Here is an 18,779-nt window from a genome sequence, read left to right as displayed (position 1 = left end):
TTGTGGGAGCGGGCTTGCCCGCGATGCTTTTTTGAAGAGGAAAAAATCATGCGTGTATGGATCGATGCCGACGCTTGCCCCCGGGCCGCCAAGGATCTGGTGGTGAAGTTCGCCCTCAAGCGCCAGTTCGAAGTGGTGCTGGTGGCCGGGCAGCCGCAGACCAAGCCGGGACTGGCCATCGTCAAACTGATCGTGGTGCCCAGCGGTCCGGATGCGGCGGACGATTATCTGGTCGAGCACGCGGTGCCTGGTGAGCTGGTGATCTGCAGCGATATCCCGCTGGCCGATCGTCTGGTGAAGAAGGGGGTGGCAGCGCTGGACCCGCGCGGCAAGGAGTTCGATGCGCAGAACATGGGCGAGCGGCTGGCGGTGCGCAACCTGTTCACCGACCTGCGTGAGCAGGGCCAGATCAGCGGCGGCCCGGCACCGTTCGGCGAGCGCGAGAAACAGGCGTTTGCCAATGCGCTGGACCGCATCCTCACCCGCCTTGCACGTCAGTCCTGATTCAACCGTATTCCTGTGGTGAGGGGATTTATCCCCGATGGCCTGCACAGCAGGCCCAATGCTTCAAGATGCAAAGGGGCTGCTGCGCAGCCATCGGGGATAAATCCCCTCACCACAAAAACCCTTCAGAAAGTTCGTGTCAAGCATCGTTTTCGTGGGTCAGTTCGAGAACGCGATCCACCAGTTTGTTGATCCCCGAAGCCGCTTCACTGATGTTCTGCGCCAGCATGTAAGCCGGGGTCGTCACCAGTTTGCGTGCCTTGTCTTCGATGATGTCGGTCACCGCGCAGTCTTCGTGGCTGGCGCCCATCTTGTTCATCGCGGTGGCGGTGTCGGCATCGTTGCCGATGGTGCAGGTCACGCCCGGGCCGTAGATCTTCGCTGCCAGCGCCGGCGAGATGCACATCAGACCCACCGGTTTGCCCGCTTCGGCAAATGCTTCCGCCAAGGCCAGCACTTCAGGCTGCACCGTGCAGCCGGCGCCTTCAACGGCGAAGTTCGAGAGGTTTTTCGCGGCGCCAAAACCGCCAGGTACGATCAGCGCGTCGAAGTCATCGACGTCGGCCTCGCGGATATCCTTGATGTTGCCGCGGGCAATGCGCGCCGACTCCACCAGCACGTTGCGCGTCTCGGGCATTTCTTCACCGGTCAGGTGATTGATCACATGCAATTGCGCGATGTTCGGCGCGAAGCATTGCACCTGTGCGCCGCGTTGATCCAGGCGCAGCAGGGTGATGACGCTTTCATGGATTTCGGCGCCGTCGTACACGCCGCTGCCGGACAGGATCACTGCAACTTTTTTGCTCATGGGTTTCTCTCCAGATTCATGGCGCTAAATGTCCACTAATTTGTCGTGCGTTGCCATAGGCCCAAGTGGCGGCTGCACCTGCATGGAGCGCTTTCTAAATGGATCGCAGCAACGGCGGGGTGTTCATTATTTGCGGTTGCCTGCCTCGTGACGAGCAGGAGATTTTTGGCGTGAGAACGCCGCTGGCGAACGGGAGTCCGCTGGCGCAGAGGGGATAAATGACTAAAAGAGCCGGCCAGCCCGGGCTTTGCGCAGGGCTGTGCGCCGGGCGCCAGCGCGTTATTCGGCTGGCGTCTTCGGTTCGGCAGGTTTGGCCACTTCTGCTTGATTCAGCAGTGCCGCTTTTGCGGCTTGCTCATCGGCGTAAACCTGTTTTGCCAGTCGCGCATTCTTGAAGCGGCGGCGCAGCCACAGACCAACGCCAAGAATCAGCAGCGCACCGAGCACCCACAGCTCGTACTTCTTGATGCTGCCGAGCATGCCTTCGAGCACCGCGCCGAAGTGGTAGGCGGCGGCTGCCAGGGCGGTGGCCCAGATCGCTGCGCCGATACCGTTGAGCAACAGATAACGTCCCGGCGGATAACCCGACAGGCCGATCGCCACCGGCATCACCGTGCGCAGGCCGTAAACGAAGCGGAAGCTCAGAACCCAGATGTCCGGATGCTTGCGAATGTGTTCCAGCGCGCGGTCGCCCATCATCTGCCAGCGCGGTTTGCGCGCGAGCAATTTGCGCCCGTGCTTGCGCCCCAGGAAGTACCACAGCTGATCGCCGGCATAGCTGCCGAAGAACGCCACGACCACCACCAGGTTGATGTCCATGTATCCACGGAACGCGAGGAAGCCTGCGAGCACCAGGATGGTTTCGCCTTCGAAGAACGTGCCGAGGAACAAGGCAAAGTAGCCAAAGTCATGCAGAAATTGTTGGAGCATTGTCTGGGTGCTGGCGAAATGAACGCGCAGCCTAACCCTTCGGACACATTCATGAAAGTGTCCAAATGTGTCTCGACGTGAACAATTCCTACGCTAACAATGGAATGCGGCTACATGTCACGGGGTACGCACAACTGTAATCTGTTGGTCATAATGGCCGTCTATAACTGTCACGCTCGCCCGTTTGCGCGGGCTCAGGAGTCCGCCGTGAGCTTTACCCCTGCCAATCGTCTGTTCCCTGCCACTCGCCTGCGTCGCAATCGTCGTGATGATTTTTCGCGTCGGCTGGTGCGGGAAAACGTGCTGACGGTCGATGACCTGATCTTGCCGGTGTTCGTGCTCGATGGTGTAAACCGTCGCGAAGCCGTGGCCTCGATGCCCGGTGTCGAGCGCCTGACCATCGACCTGCTGCTTGAAGAAGCGGCGCAATGGGTCGAACTGGGGATCCCGGCGCTGGCGCTGTTCCCGGTCACGCCTGTCGAACTGAAATCCCTTGATGCTGCCGAAGCCTGGAACCCCGAGGGCATTGCCCAACGTGCTACTCGCGCGTTGCGTGAGCGGTTCCCGGAATTGGGCGTGATCACTGACGTCGCCCTCGATCCGTTCACCACCCACGGGCAGGACGGCATTCTCGACGAAGAAGGCTACGTGCAGAACGACATCACCGTCGACGCACTGGTCAAACAGGCTTTGTCCCACGCCGAAGCCGGCGCTCAGGTCGTGGCGCCGTCGGACATGATGGACGGTCGGATTCAGGCGATCCGCGAGGCGCTGGAGCTGGCCGGTCACGTCAACGTGCGGATCATGGCCTACTCGGCCAAGTACGCCAGCGCCTATTACGGGCCGTTCCGCGATGCCGTGGGGTCGGCGGCGAATCTGGGCAAGGCCAACAAGGCCTCCTATCAGATGGACCCGGCCAACAGCGACGAAGCGCTGCACGAAGTCGGCGCGGACTTGTCTGAAGGCGCGGACATGGTCATGGTCAAACCCGGCATGCCGTACCTGGACATTCTTTTCCGGGTAAAAGATGCCTTCAAAGTGCCGACCTTCGTCTATCAGGTTAGCGGCGAATACGCCATGCACATGGCGGCGATCCAGAATGGCTGGTTGAGCGAGGCGGTAATTCTTGAATCACTGACCGCCTTTAAACGTGCCGGCGCTGATGGCATCCTGACTTACTTTGCTGTCCGCGCCGCTCAATTGTTACGAGAGCAGAAATAGCCCTCCCAGGAACATTCGATGAATACCGAAGGACTCACTGAAGTTGCAGTAAAAGAAGCTCAACCGGTGGTGGAGCAAATCACCGAAACCCCGCCGGAACTCGAGCCTGCGCCACCCGCGCCGGTTACCGAAGCCGTCGCGGCGGCGCCAGTGATTGCGATCCCGGGCCTGGATGACAGCAGCCTGTATATCCATCGCGAGCTTTCGCAATTGCAGTTCAACATCCGCGTGCTGGAACAGGCGCTGGACGAGTCCTATCCGTTGCTGGAGCGGCTGAAGTTCCTGCTGATCTTCTCCAGCAACCTCGACGAATTCTTTGAAATCCGCGTCGCCGGCCTGAAAAAGCAGATCACCTTCGCCCGGGAACAGGCCGGTGCCGACGGTTTGCAACCGCATCAGGCGCTGGCGCGGATCAGCGAGCTGGTGCACGGTCACGTTGACCGCCAGTACGCGATCCTCAACGACATCCTGCTGCCGGAGCTGGAAAAGCATCAGGTGCGCTTCATCCGTCGCCGGCACTGGACGACCAAGATCAAGACCTGGGTGCGCCGCTACTTCCGCGACGAGATCGCACCGATCATCACCCCGATCGGCCTCGACCCGACGCACCCGTTCCCGTTGCTGGTGAACAAGAGCCTGAACTTCATCGTCGAACTGGAAGGCATCGACGCCTTCGGTCGCGATTCCGGTCTGGCAATCATCCCGGCACCGCGCCTGCTGCCACGGATCATCAAGGTTCCGGAAGAAGTCGGCGGCCCGGGCGACAACTATGTGTTCCTGTCGTCGATGATCCACGCCCACGCCGATGACCTGTTCCAGGGCATGAAGGTCAAGGGCTGCTACCAGTTCCGCCTGACCCGAAACGCCGACCTGGCGCTCGACTCCGAAGATGTCGAAGACCTTGCGCGCGCCCTGCGTGGCGAGCTGTTCTCGCGGCGCTACGGTGATGCGGTGCGCCTGGAAGTCGCCGACACCTGCCCGAAACACCTCTCGGACTATCTGCTCAAGCAGTTCAACCTGAGCGAGACCGAGCTGTATCAGGTCAACGGCCCGGTCAACCTGACCCGTCTGTTCAGCATCACCGGTCTGGACAGCCACCCGGAGCTGCAATACACGCCGTTCACCCCGCAGATCCCGAAACTGCTGCAGAACAGCGAGAACATTTTCAGCGTAGTGAGCAAGCAGGACATCCTGCTGCTGCACCCGTTCGAGTCGTTCACTCCGGTGGTCGACCTGCTGCGCCAAGCGGCGAAAGACCCGCATGTATTGGCTGTGCGCCAGACCCTGTACCGCTCCGGCGCCAACTCGGAAATTGTCGATGCGCTGGTGGACGCCGCGCGTAACGGCAAGGAAGTGACCGCAGTCATCGAACTGCGCGCCCGCTTCGACGAAGAGTCGAACCTGCAACTGGCCAGCCGTCTGCAAGCGGCCGGTGCGGTAGTGATTTACGGCGTGGTCGGCTTCAAGACCCACGCCAAGATGATGCTGATCCTGCGCCGCGAGGCCGGTGAGATCGTGCGTTACGCGCACCTCGGCACCGGTAACTACCACGCCGGCAATGCGCGTCTATACACCGACTACAGCCTGTTGACCTCCGACGACGCCTTGTGTGAAGACGTCGGTAAACTGTTCAGTCAGTTGATCGGCATGGGTAAAACCCTGCGCATGAAGAAGCTGCTGCACGCGCCGTTCACTCTGAAGAAGGGCATGCTCGACATGATTGCCCGGGAAACCCAGTTCGCCATCGAAGGCAAACCGGCGCACATCATCGCCAAGTTCAACTCGCTGACCGATCCGAAGATCATTCGTGCGCTGTACAAGGCCAGCCAGTCCGGCGTGCGCATCGATCTGGTGGTGCGTGGCATGTGCTGCCTGCGTCCGGGCATCGCCGGGGTTTCGCACAACATCCATGTGCGCTCGATCATCGGTCGCTTCCTTGAACACACCCGAGTGTTCTACTTCCTCAACGGCGGCGAGGAGCAGATGTTCCTCTCCAGCGCCGACTGGATGGAGCGCAACCTCGACAAGCGCGTCGAGACTTGCTTCCCGGTGGAAGGCAAGAAGCTGCTGACCCGCGTCAAGAAAGAGCTGGAGCTGTACCTGACCGACAACACCCATAGCTGGAGCCTGCAGTCGGATGGCCGTTACATCCGCAACACGCCAACCGGCAACCAGAACCCGCGCAGCGCGCAGGCGACGTTGCTGGAACGCCTGGGCAGCCCGATTCTGCCGGTGAGCAGCTAACAGCTTAAAAGCGCCCTCACCCTAACCCTCTCCCGGAGGGAGAGGGGACTGACCGAGTTGGATGTTCGAGGTACATCGACCTGAGATTTCGAGTCGAACTCAGGATTTGAAAGGCCCATAAATCGGCTCCCTTTCCCCCTCGCCCCCTTGGGGGAGAGGGCTGGGGTGAGGGGGATCGATCTCAAGCACCCCTTTTGAACCAAGCCAAACACCCAATAAAAAGGCGATCCCGAAGGATCGCCTTTTTTGTGCCTGCCCGTTACTCAATGCACGGTCAGAACGATCCCCACCCGCGTCAGCCAGTCGGCTTCGAGGCCAAAGTCGGCCTGAGTCAGTTGGTTTTCATCCAACCAGTTCTCCGGGAATTCCACGTCGAGGGTGTTGCCTTTGGCATGCAGCGTCACTTGCGGCATCGCCTGGGTACCACGGATGTGGTGGAACAGGATCGCGAAGCGCAGCAGCACGCACAGGCGGATCAGCTTGTCGCCGTCGTCACCGAACTCGGCGAACTTGTCCTTGGGGATGTTGCGGCGATGGCCGCGCACCAGCAGGGCGAGCATTTGCTGGTCTTCGCGGGAGAAACCGGCAAGGTCCGAGTGCTCGATCAGATAGGCGCCGTGCTTGTGATAGTGGTAGTGCGCGATGTCGAGGCCGACTTCGTGGACCTTCGCTGCCCAACCGAGCAATTCGCGCCAGATGCCGTCATCCAGCTCCCAGTCTGCGGCGACCTGATCGAAGGCGTGCAGTGCCTTGCGTTCAACTCGCGCGGCTTGTTCCAGATCGACGTGATAGCGCTCCATCAGCGAAGTCAGGGTGCGTTCGCGCACGTCTTCGTGGTGATGGCGCCCGAGCAGGTCGTAGAGCACGCCTTCACGCAGCGCGCCTTCGCAATGATCCATGCGTTGCAGTTCGAGGGCGTCGAAGATCGCTTCGAGAATCGCCAGGCCAGCCGGGAAGATTGCCCGACGGTCAGGCTTGATGCCTTCGAAGTCGATCTTGTCGACGTCACCCAGTTTGAACAGACGACGCTTGAGCCAGGCCAGGCCTTCGGCATTCACTTCGCCGGTGCCATGCCCGCCGGCCTTCAGCGCCAGGCCGATGGCGCGGATGGTGCCCGAGGAGCCGATGGCTTCATCCCAGGTCAGGCGGTGCAGGGCGTGCTCGATGCTCATGATCTCCAGCCGTGCCGCCGTGTACGCCTGGGCGTAACGGGCCGGGGTGATCTTGCCGTCCTTGAAATAACGCTGGGTGAAGCTGACGCAGCCCATTTGCAGGCTTTCGCGCAGCAGCGGTTCAAAACGCTGCCCGATGATGAATTCGGTACTGCCGCCGCCGATGTCGGCCACCAGACGCTTGCCCGGGGTGTCGGCGAGGGTGTGCGAAACGCCCAGATAAATCAGCCGCGCTTCTTCACGGCCGGAGATGACTTCCACCGGGTGGCCAAGGATCTCTTCGGCGCGGTGGATGAATTCCAGGCGATTGCGTGCTTCGCGCAGGGCGTTGGTGCCGACGATCCGCACGGCGCCCAGTGGCATGCCGTTGATCAGTTGGGCAAAGCGCTTGAGGCAGTCGAGGCCACGCTGCATCGATTCTTCGTTGAGATGGCGCTCATCGTCGATACCGGCGGCGAGCTGCACTTTCTCTCCGAGGCGCTCCAGGATGCGGATTTCACCGTTCTGGGCCTTGGCCACGACCATGTGGAAGCTGTTGGAGCCCAGGTCGATTGCGGCGATCAGGGACAGATTCTTGGCTTTGGATTGCGGCATGGTCAGGGGGTCTCGGTCGATAACCCCGCCATCGTGCCACGATCAAACGCTGACGCCAACGCGCATGGCTCAAACCGTTGATCCTGCGCATAAAAGCTTGAGACCGCGGCGCGGCCATTCGCGAGCAGGCTCTCTCCCACAGGTTTTGCAGCGAACTCACCATAGTGGTCCAACAGAGATCCCTGTGGGAGCGAGCCTGCTCGCGAAGGCGTCCGCCCCATCACTGCGGCTATTTCAGGCTGTTGTTTCCACCGTGCCAATGAAATTCGCAAGCTCCGCCGTCTGCGGACTGGCAAACAACACCTTCGGATCCCCCACCTCATGCACCTTGCCATGGTGCATGAACACCAGCTTGTCGCCGACTTCCCGGGCAAAGCGCATTTCGTGGGTGACCATGATCAGCGTCATGCCTTCTTTCGCCAGTTGGCGCACCACGGCGAGCACTTCATTGACCAGCTCCGGGTCCAGCGCCGAGGTGATCTCGTCGCACAGCAACACTTTCGGCGACATCGCCAGCGCCCGGGCAATCGCCACGCGCTGTTGCTGTCCGCCGGACAACCGATCCGGGAAGGCGTCGAACTTCTCCCCCAGCCCGACGCGTTCGAGCATCTTGCGTGCCAGCTCGGCTGCCTTGGCCTTCGGTACTTTCTGCACCACTTGCGGGGCGAGCATCACGTTTTCGCCGACGGTCAGGTGCGGGAACAGGTTGAACTGCTGGAACACCATGCCGACTTTCTGCCGCAGGCTGCGCAGGTCGGCGCGGGCGGCGTCGAGGTATTCGCCGTCGACTTCGATCACCCCGTCGTTGATCGACTCCAGACCATTGAGGGTGCGCAGCAGGGTCGATTTGCCCGAGCCGCTGCGGCCGATGATCGCCACCACCTGGCCTTCCTCGACGCTCAGGTCGATGCCTTTGAGCACGTGGTGATCGCCGTAGTATTTATGCAGGGCGGAAATTCTAAGCAGAGGCATGCAGTCTCCTTTCCAGGTAGCGCGCGCTGAGCGACAAGGGGTAGCAGAGCAGGAAGTAGCCGAGGGCGACGAGGCCGTAGACCATGAACGGTTCGAAAGTGGCGTTGGCGAGCATGCCGCCGGTCTTGGTCAGCTCGGTGAAGCCGATGATCGAGGTCACCGCAGTGCCTTTGACCACTTGCACCGAGAAGCCCACGGTCGGCGCCACGGCGATGCGCAGCGCTTGCGGCAGGATCACGTAGCGCAGTTGCTCCAGCGGATTCAGCGCCAGACTCGACGAGGCTTCCCATTGGCCATTGGGGATCGCTTCGACGCAACCGCGCCAGATCTCCGCCAGGTAGGCGCTGGTGAACAATGTCAGGGCAATCGCCGCCGCCATCCACGGCGAGATCTCGATCCCGGCCAGCGCCACGCCGAAGAACACCAGAAACAGCTGCATCAGCAGCGGTGTGCCCTGGAACAACTCGATCCAGGTGCGGGCGATATTGCTCGGCAACGGGTTTTTCGAGATGCGCATGACCAGAATCAGCAGCCCGACGATCCCGCCGCCAATGAACGCCACCAGCGACAACGCCAGCGTCCATTGCAGGCCGGTCAGCAGGTTGCGCAGGATGTCCCAGAAAGTGAAGTCGCTCATCGGCTGCTCCTCGCGATATAGCGGCGGCCGATCCAGTTCAGCAACTGGCGGATCAGCAGCGCCATGCACAGGTAGATCAGCGTGGTCAGCGCATAGGTTTCAAAGGCGCGGAAGTTGCGCGACTGAATGAAGTTGGCGGCGAAGCTCAGCTCCTCGGTGGCGATCTGCGAACACACCGCCGAACCGAGCATGACGATGATGATCTGGCTGCTCAGGGCCGGCCAGACCTTGCCCAGCGCCGGCAGCAGGACCACGTGGCGGAACGCTTCGAAACGGCTCATCGCCAATGCGGCAGCGGCTTCCAGTTGTCCGCGCGGAATCGCCTGGATGCCGGCGCGGATGATCTCGGTCGAATACGCGCCGAGGTTGATCACCATCGCCAGCACGGCCGCCTGCCACTCGGAAATCTGCACCCCGAGGGATGGCAGGCCGAAGAAGATGAAGAACAGTTGCACCAGAAATGGCGTGTTGCGGATCAACTCGACGTAGACGCCGAAGAGTGCCGAGAACGGGCGGATGTTCCACGCCCGTACCAGCGCGCCGACGATGCCCACGCCGACCCCGAACAGCGCGCCAATCGCCGTCAGCTCCAGGGTGAACAGCGCGCCGCGCAGCAGCAGGTCGGTGTTTTGCACCACCGGCATGAAATCGAACTGATAAGCCATCGATTGTCTCCCGCGCGACCGATCAGAGGTCGGCCGGCAGCGGCTCTTTGAGCCAGGTCTGCGAGTTTTTCTCCAGCGCGCCGTCAGCCTTGGCGGTGGCGAGGATCTCGTTGACCTTGCCCAGCAGCGCGGGCTCGTTCTTGTTCACGCCGACGTAGACCGGCGAATCCTTGAGCTTCACTTTCAGCGCCGGCACGCGTTTCGGGTTCTTCTCGCTGATCGCCACCATCACCACGTTGCCGCTGGCGATCAGATCGACCTGGCCGGCGAGGTAGGCGGCGATGGTCGAGTTATTGTCCTCGAAGCGCTTGATGGTCACGCCTTCGGGGGCGACCTTGGTCAGCTCGATGTCTTCGATGGCGCCACGGGTGACGCTGATGGTTTTGCCCTTGAGGTCGTCGAGCGTAGTGACGGCGGCATCAGGCGGGCCGAACACCGCGAGGTAGAAAGGCGCGTAGGCGTGGGAGAAGTCGATGACTTTCTCGCGCTCCGGGTTCTTGCCGAGGCTGGAGATCACCAGGTCGACCTTGCCGGTGGTGAGGAACGGGATGCGGTTGGTGCTGTTGACCGGGGTCAGTTCGAGTTTGACCTTAAGTTGATCAGCCAGCAGCTTCGCCGTGTCGATATCCAGGCCACGGGGTTTCATGTCCGGGCCGACCGAGCCGAATGGCGGGAAGTCCTGAGGCACGGCAACTTTCAGTGTGCCGCGTTTGACCACGTCTTCCAGGCCATCGGCGTGGGCGGGGATCTGGCTCAGCATCAGGCTGGAAAACAGAGCGGCGAGGAGGGCTCGGTAACGCAGGGTCATGGCAAATCTCCGGATCGACGGGAAGTGATTTCTGCGATCGGACAGAGCATGCGCCGTGCCAATACCCGGTTTTATCCCCGGCAGGCCACGGGTTTGCCGGGTTTGTTCGGTCTTACTGGTCTGAACAGTCAGGTTGTATTTCGCACCCCGATAGCGCACCGGCAGCGGGCGCCGAACCCTGCTGGGGCACGACTTGCCGGAACCGGCGAATAGCTTTACAACTAGCCGCACCTTGGCCTGGCTCGTCTGAAAAACCATGAACTCGATCTCCCGCGCCGTACCCGAAGTGGCGCTGCAAGCCATACGCAAACTGATCACTGAGCAGGGTTTCGGTGCGGGCGATGCGTTGCCGTCGCAACGGGATCTGGCGGTGCAACTGGGGGTCAGTCGGGCGTCGTTGCGCGAGGCGCTGTCGTCGCTCAGTGCGCTGGGCGTGGTCAGCATCCAGCCGGGCAAAGGCGTGTTCGTGCAGGCACCGGTGGACATTGCGCAGGGTGACAATGCGCCGGGCTGGCCGTTCGCAGCGCAGGCCTCGCCACTGGACATCTTTCAGTTGCGCTATGCGCTGGAGGGGTTTGCCGCCGGGCTGGCGGCGGTGACCTTAAGCACGTTTGACCTGGATGCGCTTGAGGACAACGTCGCGGCGATGCGTGAGCAATTGAAGGCCGGCGACTTCGAGGCCGCGGCGAAACTCGACTTCGAATTCCATCGGCGTATTCTGCTGGCCAGCGGCAATCAGGCGATGCTGAGCATCCTCACCGCCAGCGCCGAGATCTTTCTGGAGAGCCAGAAGCTACCGTTCATCCGCGCCGAACGGGCGATGGAAACCTGGCAGGAGCACCGCAAGATCCTTCGTGCACTGGCGCGCCGGGCATCCGCTGCGGCCCAGAAGGCCATGCAGGAACACGTGCGCAACGCCGCCCTGCGCACCGGAATTTCCTTCATTGCCCCCGCCACGGCGTGACTTGGGCTATACCCAAACTCATCGAGTGCCATAGCAAGACTCAATCAACTGCGGCTTCCTGAACAAGGGAAGGGCGGCTATGATGGGCCACGTTTTTTTGCTTACAACCTGGAGAATTCCATGAGCAGCGATCTTATCAAACACGTTAGCGACGCCAGCTTCGAAGCCGACGTACTCAAGGCCGAAGGCGCTGTACTGGTCGACTACTGGGCTGAATGGTGCGGCCCTTGCAAAATGATCGCTCCGGTTCTGGACGAGATTGCCGAGACTTACAAAGGCAAGCTGACCATCGCCAAACTGAACATCGACGAAAACCAGGAAACCCCGGCCAAGCACGGCGTGCGTGGTATCCCGACGCTGATGCTGTTCAAGAACGGCAACGTTGAAGCGACCAAAGTCGGCGCCCTGTCGAAGTCGCAACTGGCTGCTTTCCTCGACGCCAACATCTAAGCGTCGCAGTAAATCGCCGAAAAAAAGCCTCGCAATTTGCGGGGCTTTTTGCGTATTCAGGGCTAGACGCTCCGAAACTCAGGTGGTACATTCGGCCCCGCACTGGTTTCTCCACTGCCCCCTGCTAGCCGTCGCCGACGCACTCCTTTTCGAACAAGTTCGCGATCCTGTCGCCTTCTCCGCGGCGCGGCCTCATTAAGCCAAAAGCTTAATTTCCCCCCTCCATAAATGATTACGTCATTCCTATATGAATCTGACTGAACTCAAGCAAAAGCCGATTACCGAACTGCTCGAATTGGCCGAACAGATGGGCATAGAAAATATGGCCCGTTCGCGCAAGCAGGACGTGATTTTCTCCCTGCTGAAAAAGCACGCGAAAAGCGGCGAGGAAATCTCCGGTGATGGCGTGCTGGAGATTCTCCAGGACGGCTTCGGCTTCCTGCGCTCCGCTGACGCTTCCTACCTCGCCGGCCCGGACGATATCTACGTCTCGCCGAGCCAGATCCGTCGTTTCAACTTGCGCACCGGTGACACCATCGTTGGCAAGATCCGCCCTCCGAAGGAAGGCGAGCGTTACTTCGCTCTGCTCAAGGTCGACACGATCAACTTCGATCGTCCGGAGAACGCGAAGAACAAGATTCTCTTCGAGAACCTGACCCCGCTGTTCCCGACCGTGCGCATGAAGATGGAAGCCGGCAACGGTTCCACCGAAGACTTGACCGGTCGTGTGATCGACCTGTGCGCCCCGATCGGCAAAGGCCAGCGTGGTCTGATCGTTGCACCGCCGAAAGCCGGTAAGACGATCATGCTGCAGAACATCGCGGCGAACATCGCCCGTAACAACCCTGAAGTTCACCTGATCGTGCTGTTGATCGACGAACGTCCGGAAGAAGTAACCGAAATGCAGCGCACCGTGCGCGGCGAAGTGGTTGCCTCGACCTTCGACGAACCGCCGACCCGTCACGTGCAGGTTGCCGAAATGGTGATCGAGAAGGCCAAGCGCCTGGTCGAACACAAGAAGGACGTGGTGATCCTGCTCGACTCCATCACCCGTCTGGCCCGTGCCTACAACACCGTGATCCCGAGCTCCGGCAAGGTGCTGACCGGTGGTGTTGACGCCCACGCCCTGGAGAAACCGAAGCGTTTCTTCGGTGCTGCGCGCAACATCGAAGAAGGCGGCTCGCTGACCATTATCGCCACCGCGCTGGTTGAAACCGGCTCGAAGATGGACGAAGTGATCTACGAAGAGTTCAAGGGTACCGGCAACATGGAACTGCCTCTGGATCGCAAGATCGCCGAGAAGCGTGTGTTCCCGGCCATCAACATCAACCGTTCCGGCACCCGCCGCGAAGAGTTGCTGACCGCCGACGACGAACTGCAGCGCATGTGGATCCTGCGCAAGCTGCTGCACCCGATGGACGAAGTGGCTGCCATCGAGTTCCTGGTCGACAAGCTGAAAACGACCAAGACCAACGACGAGTTCTTCCTGTCGATGAAGCGCAAGTAACATCGCCGGTTGAACCGATAAAAAGGGCGCCCCTTTGGGGGGCGCCTTTTTTTTGCATGAAATTTACCCCGGCAATGGGAGGTTCCTGATCTGGTAAGGTCTGTGATCGGGCAACCCACAAACAGCGCTCGGAGCCTCTGTGATTAAGGCTCGTGCTGTACAAAAAACAACCACCTGATTGGCATTAAAGATTTTATGAGCACACTCGCTTATCGAAGGGATATCGACGGCCTGCGAGCAGTCGCGGTGATCGCCGTGGTGCTGTTCCATTTTGGCGTCCCGGGGTTTACCGGCGGTTTTGTCGGCGTGGACGTGTTCTTCGTGATTTCCGGCTACCTCATCACCTCGATCATCTGGAATCAGCGTCAGGCTGGCCGTTTCAGCTTCGTCGAGTTCTGGGCGCGGCGTGCGCGGCGGATTCTGCCGGCGCTGTTCGCGATGATCATTGCGGTGCTGGCGGTGGGCTGGTTCCTGCTGGCGCCCAAGGACTACGAAGAGCTGGGGCGTTCGGTGCGCTATCAGGTGACGTTCGTCTCGAACATCCTGTTCATGCGTCAGGACGGCTACTTCGACGTTGCCTCTGACCTGAAACCGCTGTTGCACACGTGGTCACTGGCGGTGGAGGAGCAGTTCTACATCTTCTTCCCGCTGCTGCTGACGTTGCTCTCGAGCCGCCTGAAACACTGGCGGCTGGCGCTGTTCGGCGTGCTGCTGGTGTCGTTCGGGCTGAGTGTGTGGGCGATCCAGCATCATCCGGAAAAGGGTTTCTTCCTGTTGCCGATGCGCGCCTGGGAATTGCTCGCCGGGGCGATGCTGGCGGTCGCGCCGAAACACGCGTGGCGCTTGAAACCGATGGCTGCCCAGGCCTTGAGCCTGCTCGGCATGGGGTTGATCCTGCTGGCGGTGTTTGCCTATGACAAGTCGACGCCGTTCCCGGGTGTCACCGCGTTGCTGCCGGTGCTGGGCGTGGTGCTGCTGATTCTGGCCAACGGTCATCGCGAAACGCTGGTTGGTCAATTGTTGAGCAGTCGGGTGATGGTCGGCCTCGGGCTGATCTCCTATTCCTGGTATTTGTGGCACTGGCCGGTATTCGTGTTTTCCAGCTACGCCAGTGTCGATGAGCCGGGCGCGCTCGACACGGCCGGGTTGATTCTGCTGACCCTGGTGCTGGGTTATCTGTCATGGAAGTTCGTCGAAACGCCGTTCCGTGAACGGCGCCTGCTCGCCGGTCGTCGGCAGATTCTGCTGGCCGGTTTCTGCGGGATCCTGGTGCTCGGTCTGGCCGGGCAATCACTGCGCTGGACCGATGGCTTGCCATGGCGCCTGTCCGAGCAGGCGCTGCAATATGCCAAGGGCCGCGAGTGGCGGCCGGAGCTGATGGCATGTCTGGCGGACGACAAGACCCCTGACGACAAGCTGTTCTGCCATTACGGCGTGGCGGATCTGCCGACCCGCGCGCTGGTCTGGGGCGACAGCCATGCCACCGCGCTGATCCCGGTGTTCGATGACGGTGCCAAGGCCCACGGTGTCAGTGTGATTCTGGCCAGTTCTCCGGGTTGCATTCCGGTCGATGGGCTGGAGCATGACGGTGTTTGTGCACGCTTCAACAAGCGGGTCGAGCAGGGGCTGAAAACCCAGGCGATCAGCGATGTGGTGCTGGTCGCCCGCTGGAGCCTGTACCTGTACGGCGATGCCAAGGGTGATCTCGGGCATGTCTTGAGAACGCCAGACGGTCGTTACGATCGCGCCGAGGCGGAGCAGCGTTTTGCCGAAGGCCTGCGCACTCGCGTCGCACAATTGCGGGCAGCCGGGCATCGCGTATGGCTGGTGAAAGAGGCGCCGTTGCAGGCGTTCAGCCCGCCGTATCGGCTGACGCGGCTGGCGATGCTCGATCGCCCGGTGGATGACGTCGGACTGGCCGTCGAGGCGCACCACAAACGTCAGGTGTTCATCAGTCAGTTGTTCGCGCAGTTGGCGCAGAATGATCCGGCGGTGCGCGTGGTCGATCCGGCGCCGCGACTGTGTGATGAAAACGGCCTGTGCCACGCCGAGCTCGGCGGCTACTCGCTGTACACCGATGACAATCACCTGTCCGAAGTCGGTGCGCGGTTTGTGGCGCCGATCCTTGAGCCGCTGTTTATCGGCCTGCAAGGCCGGGAAAACCTTGGCAAAGCGCAGACGAATGCAGCCAAGTAAGCAGCGACAGGCTGCCACAGGGCTGCATAGCAGGTAGGATGTACGCCTATTTTGAGGGTGCCATCGTCAATGAAATTCAAGGATCTTCGGGATTTCGTGCAGCAGCTTGAGCAGCGCGGAGAGTTGAAACGCATCCAGATTCCCGTCTCGCCGGTGCTGGAGATGACCGAGGTGTGCGACCGCACACTGCGGGCCAAGGGCCCGGCGCTGCTGTTCGAGAAGCCGACCGGCTACGACATCCCGGTGCTCGGCAACCTGTTTGGCACCCCGGAGCGGGTGGCCATGGGCATGGGCGCCGAGTCGGTCAGCGAACTGCGCGAGATCGGCAAGCTGCTGGCTTTCCTCAAGGAGCCGGAGCCACCGAAGGGCTTGAAGGACGCGTGGTCGAAACTGCCGATCTTCCGCAAGATCATCTCGATGGCGCCGAAAGTCGTCAAAGACGCGGTGTGCCAGGAAGTGGTCATCGAAGGCGACGACGTCGACCTGGCGATGCTGCCGGTGCAGACCTGCTGGCCCGGCGACGTCGGCCCGCTGATCACCTGGGGCCTGACTGTCACCAAAGGCCCGAACAAGGACCGCCAGAACCTCGGTATCTACCGTCAGCAAGTGATCGGCCGCAACAAGGTGATCATGCGCTGGCTCAGCCACCGTGGCGGTGCGCTGGACTTCCGTGAGTGGTGCGAGAAGCATCCGGGCCAGCCATTCCCGGTCTCCGTGGCGCTGGGCGCCGACCCTGCGACCATCCTCGGCGCCGTGACGCCGGTGCCGGACAGTCTCTCCGAATACGCTTTCGCCGGCCTGTTGCGCGGTAACCGCACCGAGCTGGTCAAGTGCCGTGGCAACGACCTGCAAGTGCCGGCCACTGCCGAGATCATCCTCGAAGGCGTGATTCATCCGGGCGAAATGGCCGACGAAGGCCCGTACGGCGACCACACCGGTTACTACAACGAAGTCGACAGCTTCCCGGTGTTCACCGTCGAGCGCATTACCCACCGGATCAAGCCGATCTATCACAGCACCTACACCGGCCGTCCACCGGATGAGCCGGCGATCCTCGGCGTGGCGCTGAACGAAGTGTTCGTGCCGATCCTGCAGAAGCAGTTCCCGGAGATCACCGATTTCTATCTGCCGCCGGAAGGCTGCTCGTACCGCATGGCCGTGGTGACGATGAAGAAGTCGTATCCGGGGCATGCCAAGCGCGTGATGCTCGGTGTCTGGTCGTTTTTGCGACAGTTCATGTACACCAAGTTCGTTATCGTCACTGACGACGATATCAACGCCCGGGACTGGAACGACGTGATCTGGGCCATCACCACGCGCATGGACCCCAAGCGCGACACGGTGATGATCGACAACACGCCGATCGACTACCTCGACTTCGCCTCGCCGGTGTCCGGCCTGGGCTCGAAAATGGGCCTGGATGCCACCCACAAGTGGCCGGGCGAAACCACTCGCGAGTGGGGCCGCGTAATCGTCAAGGACGACGCCGTCACCCAGCGGATCGATGCCATCTGGAATCAGTTAGGAATAGATTGATGCGTGTAACCCTGCAGCCCTCCGGAGCGGTGCTTGAGATACGGCCCGGCGAGCGGATTCTCGATGGTGCGCGGCGCCTGGGCTATGAATGTCCGCAAAGCTGTCGCAATGGCAATTGCCACGTGTGTGCGGCGCTGTTGGTGGAAGGCCGGGTCGAGCAGGCCGGCAAGGTGCACGACCACGGCGAGTTCTACACTTGCATAGCCGAGCCGCTGGAAGACTGCGTCCTGCTGTGGGATGGCGTGCTCGCGCTGGGAGAACTGCCGGTGCGCAGCCTGTCGTGTCAGGTCATCGAATGCCGGGATGTCGGCGGCGACACCTGGCGCGTGCGTCTGCGTGCGCCGGCCGGCAAGCCGCCGCGTTATCACGCCGGGCAGTACCTGATGATCGAGCGTGAAAACGGCGAGAAGTCGGCGTTCTCCATGGCCTCGGCGCCGCACGGCGGGCGCGATCTGGAAATCCACGTACTGGCCCGCGAAGCCAGTGCCCTGAGTCTGATCGAGCAACTGCAGCGCAACCCGCTGGTGCGCGTCGAGCTGCCATTCGGCGACACCCACCTCGCCGAGTTGCCTGACGGGCCGCTGGTACTGATCGCCGCCGGTACCGGCATGGGCCAGATCCACAGCCTGATCGAACACTGCCGCGCCAACGGCTTCAAACACCCGGTGCATCTGTATTGGGGTGTACGCCGTCCGGAAGATTTCTACGAGATCGAACATTGGGACGAATGGTTGAAGCTGCCCAATCTGTTCCTGCACAAAGTCGTCAGCGACCAGTGCGGTTGGGAAGGGCGCTGCGGGATGTTGCACCAGGCCGTGTGTGAAGACTTCGCGGATCTGAAGCCCTTGCACGTCTACGCCAGCGGCTCGCCGGCGATGGTCTACGGCACTCTGGATGCGCTGGTGGAAGCCGGGATGGATGCGCACCAGATGCGCGCCGATGTATTTGCGTATGCGCCTCGGTCTTGAACCGCGCCCCTAGAAACGTACGCCGCTAGTCACCATCGCCGCATTGGCGCCGAGAAATACCAGCTCGGCGGCCAATGGGCCGTAGTGAGTCCCGACGGACGGAATGATCACCGGCGCAACGCCGTAGCGGTTCAAAGGAATCTTGTCCTTGTAATCACCGTGATAACCCTGCAACAGCCCACCGGTGACTTTCAGATACAGCGGATATTCGCTGCTGTCATAGCGCTTGCCGACATAGGCGTAGTTCGAGCGCTGGCGGAACGAGTTACGGAAAGTTGCCCCGCCAAATACCCAGCCGGAAGCCTGATTGCGTTCGATGCCGATCAAGTCCTGATGATTATTGTGTTCGGGGTCGGGCGAGTAATGTCGGGTATATACACTGGTCTGGGCATACCAGAAGCCTTTGCCTTGCGCATTGTCCTCGGCCAATGCATGGCCGGCCTGAGCCATCAGCAACGCGGCCAGAAGTCTTGGGATTTTCATAGTGCAGCCTCAGTTAAACGGGATGGCTTGCGCCAGAGGAAGGCCGTTATACGTAGGCGTTCAGCGACGGAGAAGAAAGAAAGTCCGACATTTTAGTAGGAAGTTTCCCGCGCCTTCATG

Annotated in this window: 17 protein-coding genes; 9 read left to right on the top strand and 8 right to left on the bottom strand. The window is 61.1% G+C overall.

Translation table 11 applies throughout. From position 1 onward, the window contains the following. The first annotated feature begins 48 nt into the window (after window positions 1–48). The gene (locus tag ACOYXG_RS25875) at window positions 49–504 is read left to right on the top strand and encodes a YaiI/YqxD family protein (RefSeq protein WP_027610467.1); all 456 of its coding nucleotides are present in this window, start codon (window positions 49–51) and stop codon (window positions 502–504) included. A 139-nt stretch (window positions 505–643) separates the two neighbouring features. On the opposite strand, the gene elbB is transcribed toward ACOYXG_RS25875, so the two are convergent. Further along, complete coding sequence (elbB, locus tag ACOYXG_RS25870) at window positions 644–1,312, bottom strand: isoprenoid biosynthesis glyoxalase ElbB (protein ID WP_096796119.1); 669 nt, start codon at window positions 1,310–1,312, stop codon at window positions 644–646. Window positions 1,313–1,591: 279 nt separating this feature from the next. Continuing rightward, window positions 1,592–2,242: a DedA family protein gene (locus ACOYXG_RS25865; RefSeq protein ID WP_027610469.1), complete on the bottom strand. Its 651-nt coding sequence runs from the start codon at window positions 2,240–2,242 to the stop codon at window positions 1,592–1,594. Between the two features lie 207 nt (window positions 2,243–2,449). Here ACOYXG_RS25865 and hemB point away from each other — a divergent pair, with 207 nt between their 5' ends. Continuing rightward, window positions 2,450–3,463, top strand: coding sequence for a porphobilinogen synthase (gene hemB, locus ACOYXG_RS25860; protein ID WP_097089544.1), 1,014 nt, complete (start codon window positions 2,450–2,452; stop codon window positions 3,461–3,463). 18 nt (window positions 3,464–3,481) lie between these two features. After that, window positions 3,482–5,707 carry a polyphosphate kinase 1 gene (ppk1, locus tag ACOYXG_RS25855; RefSeq protein WP_007968444.1) on the top strand — a complete coding sequence of 742 codons (2,226 nt, stop codon included), beginning with the start codon at window positions 3,482–3,484 and terminating at the stop codon, window positions 5,705–5,707. Window positions 5,708–5,970: 263 nt separating this feature from the next. Here ppk1 and ppx read toward each other — a convergent pair whose 3' ends face one another. The 5 genes from ppx to ACOYXG_RS25830 form a co-directional block, all read right to left on the bottom strand. Beyond that, the gene (gene ppx / locus ACOYXG_RS25850) at window positions 5,971–7,473 is read right to left on the bottom strand and encodes an exopolyphosphatase (RefSeq protein WP_027610472.1); all 1,503 of its coding nucleotides are present in this window, start codon (window positions 7,471–7,473) and stop codon (window positions 5,971–5,973) included. 234 nt (window positions 7,474–7,707) lie between these two features. Continuing rightward, a complete protein-coding gene (locus ACOYXG_RS25845) occupies window positions 7,708–8,445 on the bottom strand; it encodes an amino acid ABC transporter ATP-binding protein (protein WP_097089545.1) in 738 nt (245 codons plus the stop codon). Then, complete coding sequence (locus ACOYXG_RS25840) at window positions 8,432–9,082, bottom strand: amino acid ABC transporter permease (protein ID WP_007968438.1); 651 nt, start codon at window positions 9,080–9,082, stop codon at window positions 8,432–8,434. Before ACOYXG_RS25840 ends, ACOYXG_RS25845 begins: the two co-directional genes overlap by 14 nt. Further along, entirely contained in the window at window positions 9,079–9,747 is a 669-nt protein-coding gene (locus tag ACOYXG_RS25835) for an amino acid ABC transporter permease (RefSeq protein WP_202369147.1), read from the bottom strand. The genes ACOYXG_RS25840 and ACOYXG_RS25835 overlap by 4 nt, the downstream gene beginning before the upstream one ends. A 22-nt stretch (window positions 9,748–9,769) precedes the next feature. Continuing rightward, window positions 9,770–10,555 carry a transporter substrate-binding domain-containing protein gene (locus ACOYXG_RS25830; protein ID WP_096796124.1) on the bottom strand — a complete coding sequence of 262 codons (786 nt, stop codon included), beginning with the start codon at window positions 10,553–10,555 and terminating at the stop codon, window positions 9,770–9,772. 256 nt (window positions 10,556–10,811) lie between these two features. Between ACOYXG_RS25830 and ACOYXG_RS25825 the strand changes: the two genes are divergently transcribed. From ACOYXG_RS25825 to ACOYXG_RS25800, 6 genes are all read left to right on the top strand, one after another. After that, window positions 10,812–11,519: a FadR/GntR family transcriptional regulator gene (locus tag ACOYXG_RS25825; RefSeq protein ID WP_097089549.1), complete on the top strand. Its 708-nt coding sequence runs from the start codon at window positions 10,812–10,814 to the stop codon at window positions 11,517–11,519. A 120-nt stretch (window positions 11,520–11,639) separates the two neighbouring features. Continuing rightward, on the top strand, window positions 11,640–11,969 hold the full coding sequence (gene trxA / locus ACOYXG_RS25820) for a thioredoxin TrxA (RefSeq protein WP_003177349.1): 330 nt from the start codon (window positions 11,640–11,642) through the stop codon (window positions 11,967–11,969). A gap of 247 nt (window positions 11,970–12,216) precedes the next feature. Then, window positions 12,217–13,476 carry a transcription termination factor Rho gene (gene rho, locus ACOYXG_RS25815; RefSeq protein ID WP_003229334.1) on the top strand — a complete coding sequence of 420 codons (1,260 nt, stop codon included), beginning with the start codon at window positions 12,217–12,219 and terminating at the stop codon, window positions 13,474–13,476. A gap of 195 nt (window positions 13,477–13,671) precedes the next feature. After that, on the top strand, window positions 13,672–15,672 hold the full coding sequence (locus tag ACOYXG_RS25810; RefSeq protein ID WP_460354753.1) for an acyltransferase family protein: 2,001 nt from the start codon (window positions 13,672–13,674) through the stop codon (window positions 15,670–15,672). A 69-nt stretch (window positions 15,673–15,741) separates the two neighbouring features. Further along, complete coding sequence (ubiD, locus tag ACOYXG_RS25805; RefSeq protein ID WP_003229330.1) at window positions 15,742–17,208, top strand: 4-hydroxy-3-polyprenylbenzoate decarboxylase; 1,467 nt, start codon at window positions 15,742–15,744, stop codon at window positions 17,206–17,208. After that, window positions 17,208–18,176, top strand: coding sequence for a CDP-6-deoxy-delta-3,4-glucoseen reductase (locus ACOYXG_RS25800; RefSeq protein ID WP_027610478.1), 969 nt, complete (start codon window positions 17,208–17,210; stop codon window positions 18,174–18,176). The genes ubiD and ACOYXG_RS25800 overlap by 1 nt, the downstream gene beginning before the upstream one ends. 9 nt (window positions 18,177–18,185) lie before the next feature. On the opposite strand, the gene ACOYXG_RS25795 is transcribed toward ACOYXG_RS25800, so the two are convergent. Continuing rightward, window positions 18,186–18,659: a sn-glycerol-3-phosphate transporter gene (locus ACOYXG_RS25795; RefSeq protein ID WP_460354749.1), complete on the bottom strand. Its 474-nt coding sequence runs from the start codon at window positions 18,657–18,659 to the stop codon at window positions 18,186–18,188. Window positions 18,660–18,779: the final 120 nt, after the last annotated feature.

The organism is Pseudomonas sp. G3-39, assembly GCF_054790485.1.
Note: the sequence above shows the minus strand (reverse complement) of the source record. Positions and strands in the feature narration are given on the sequence as shown.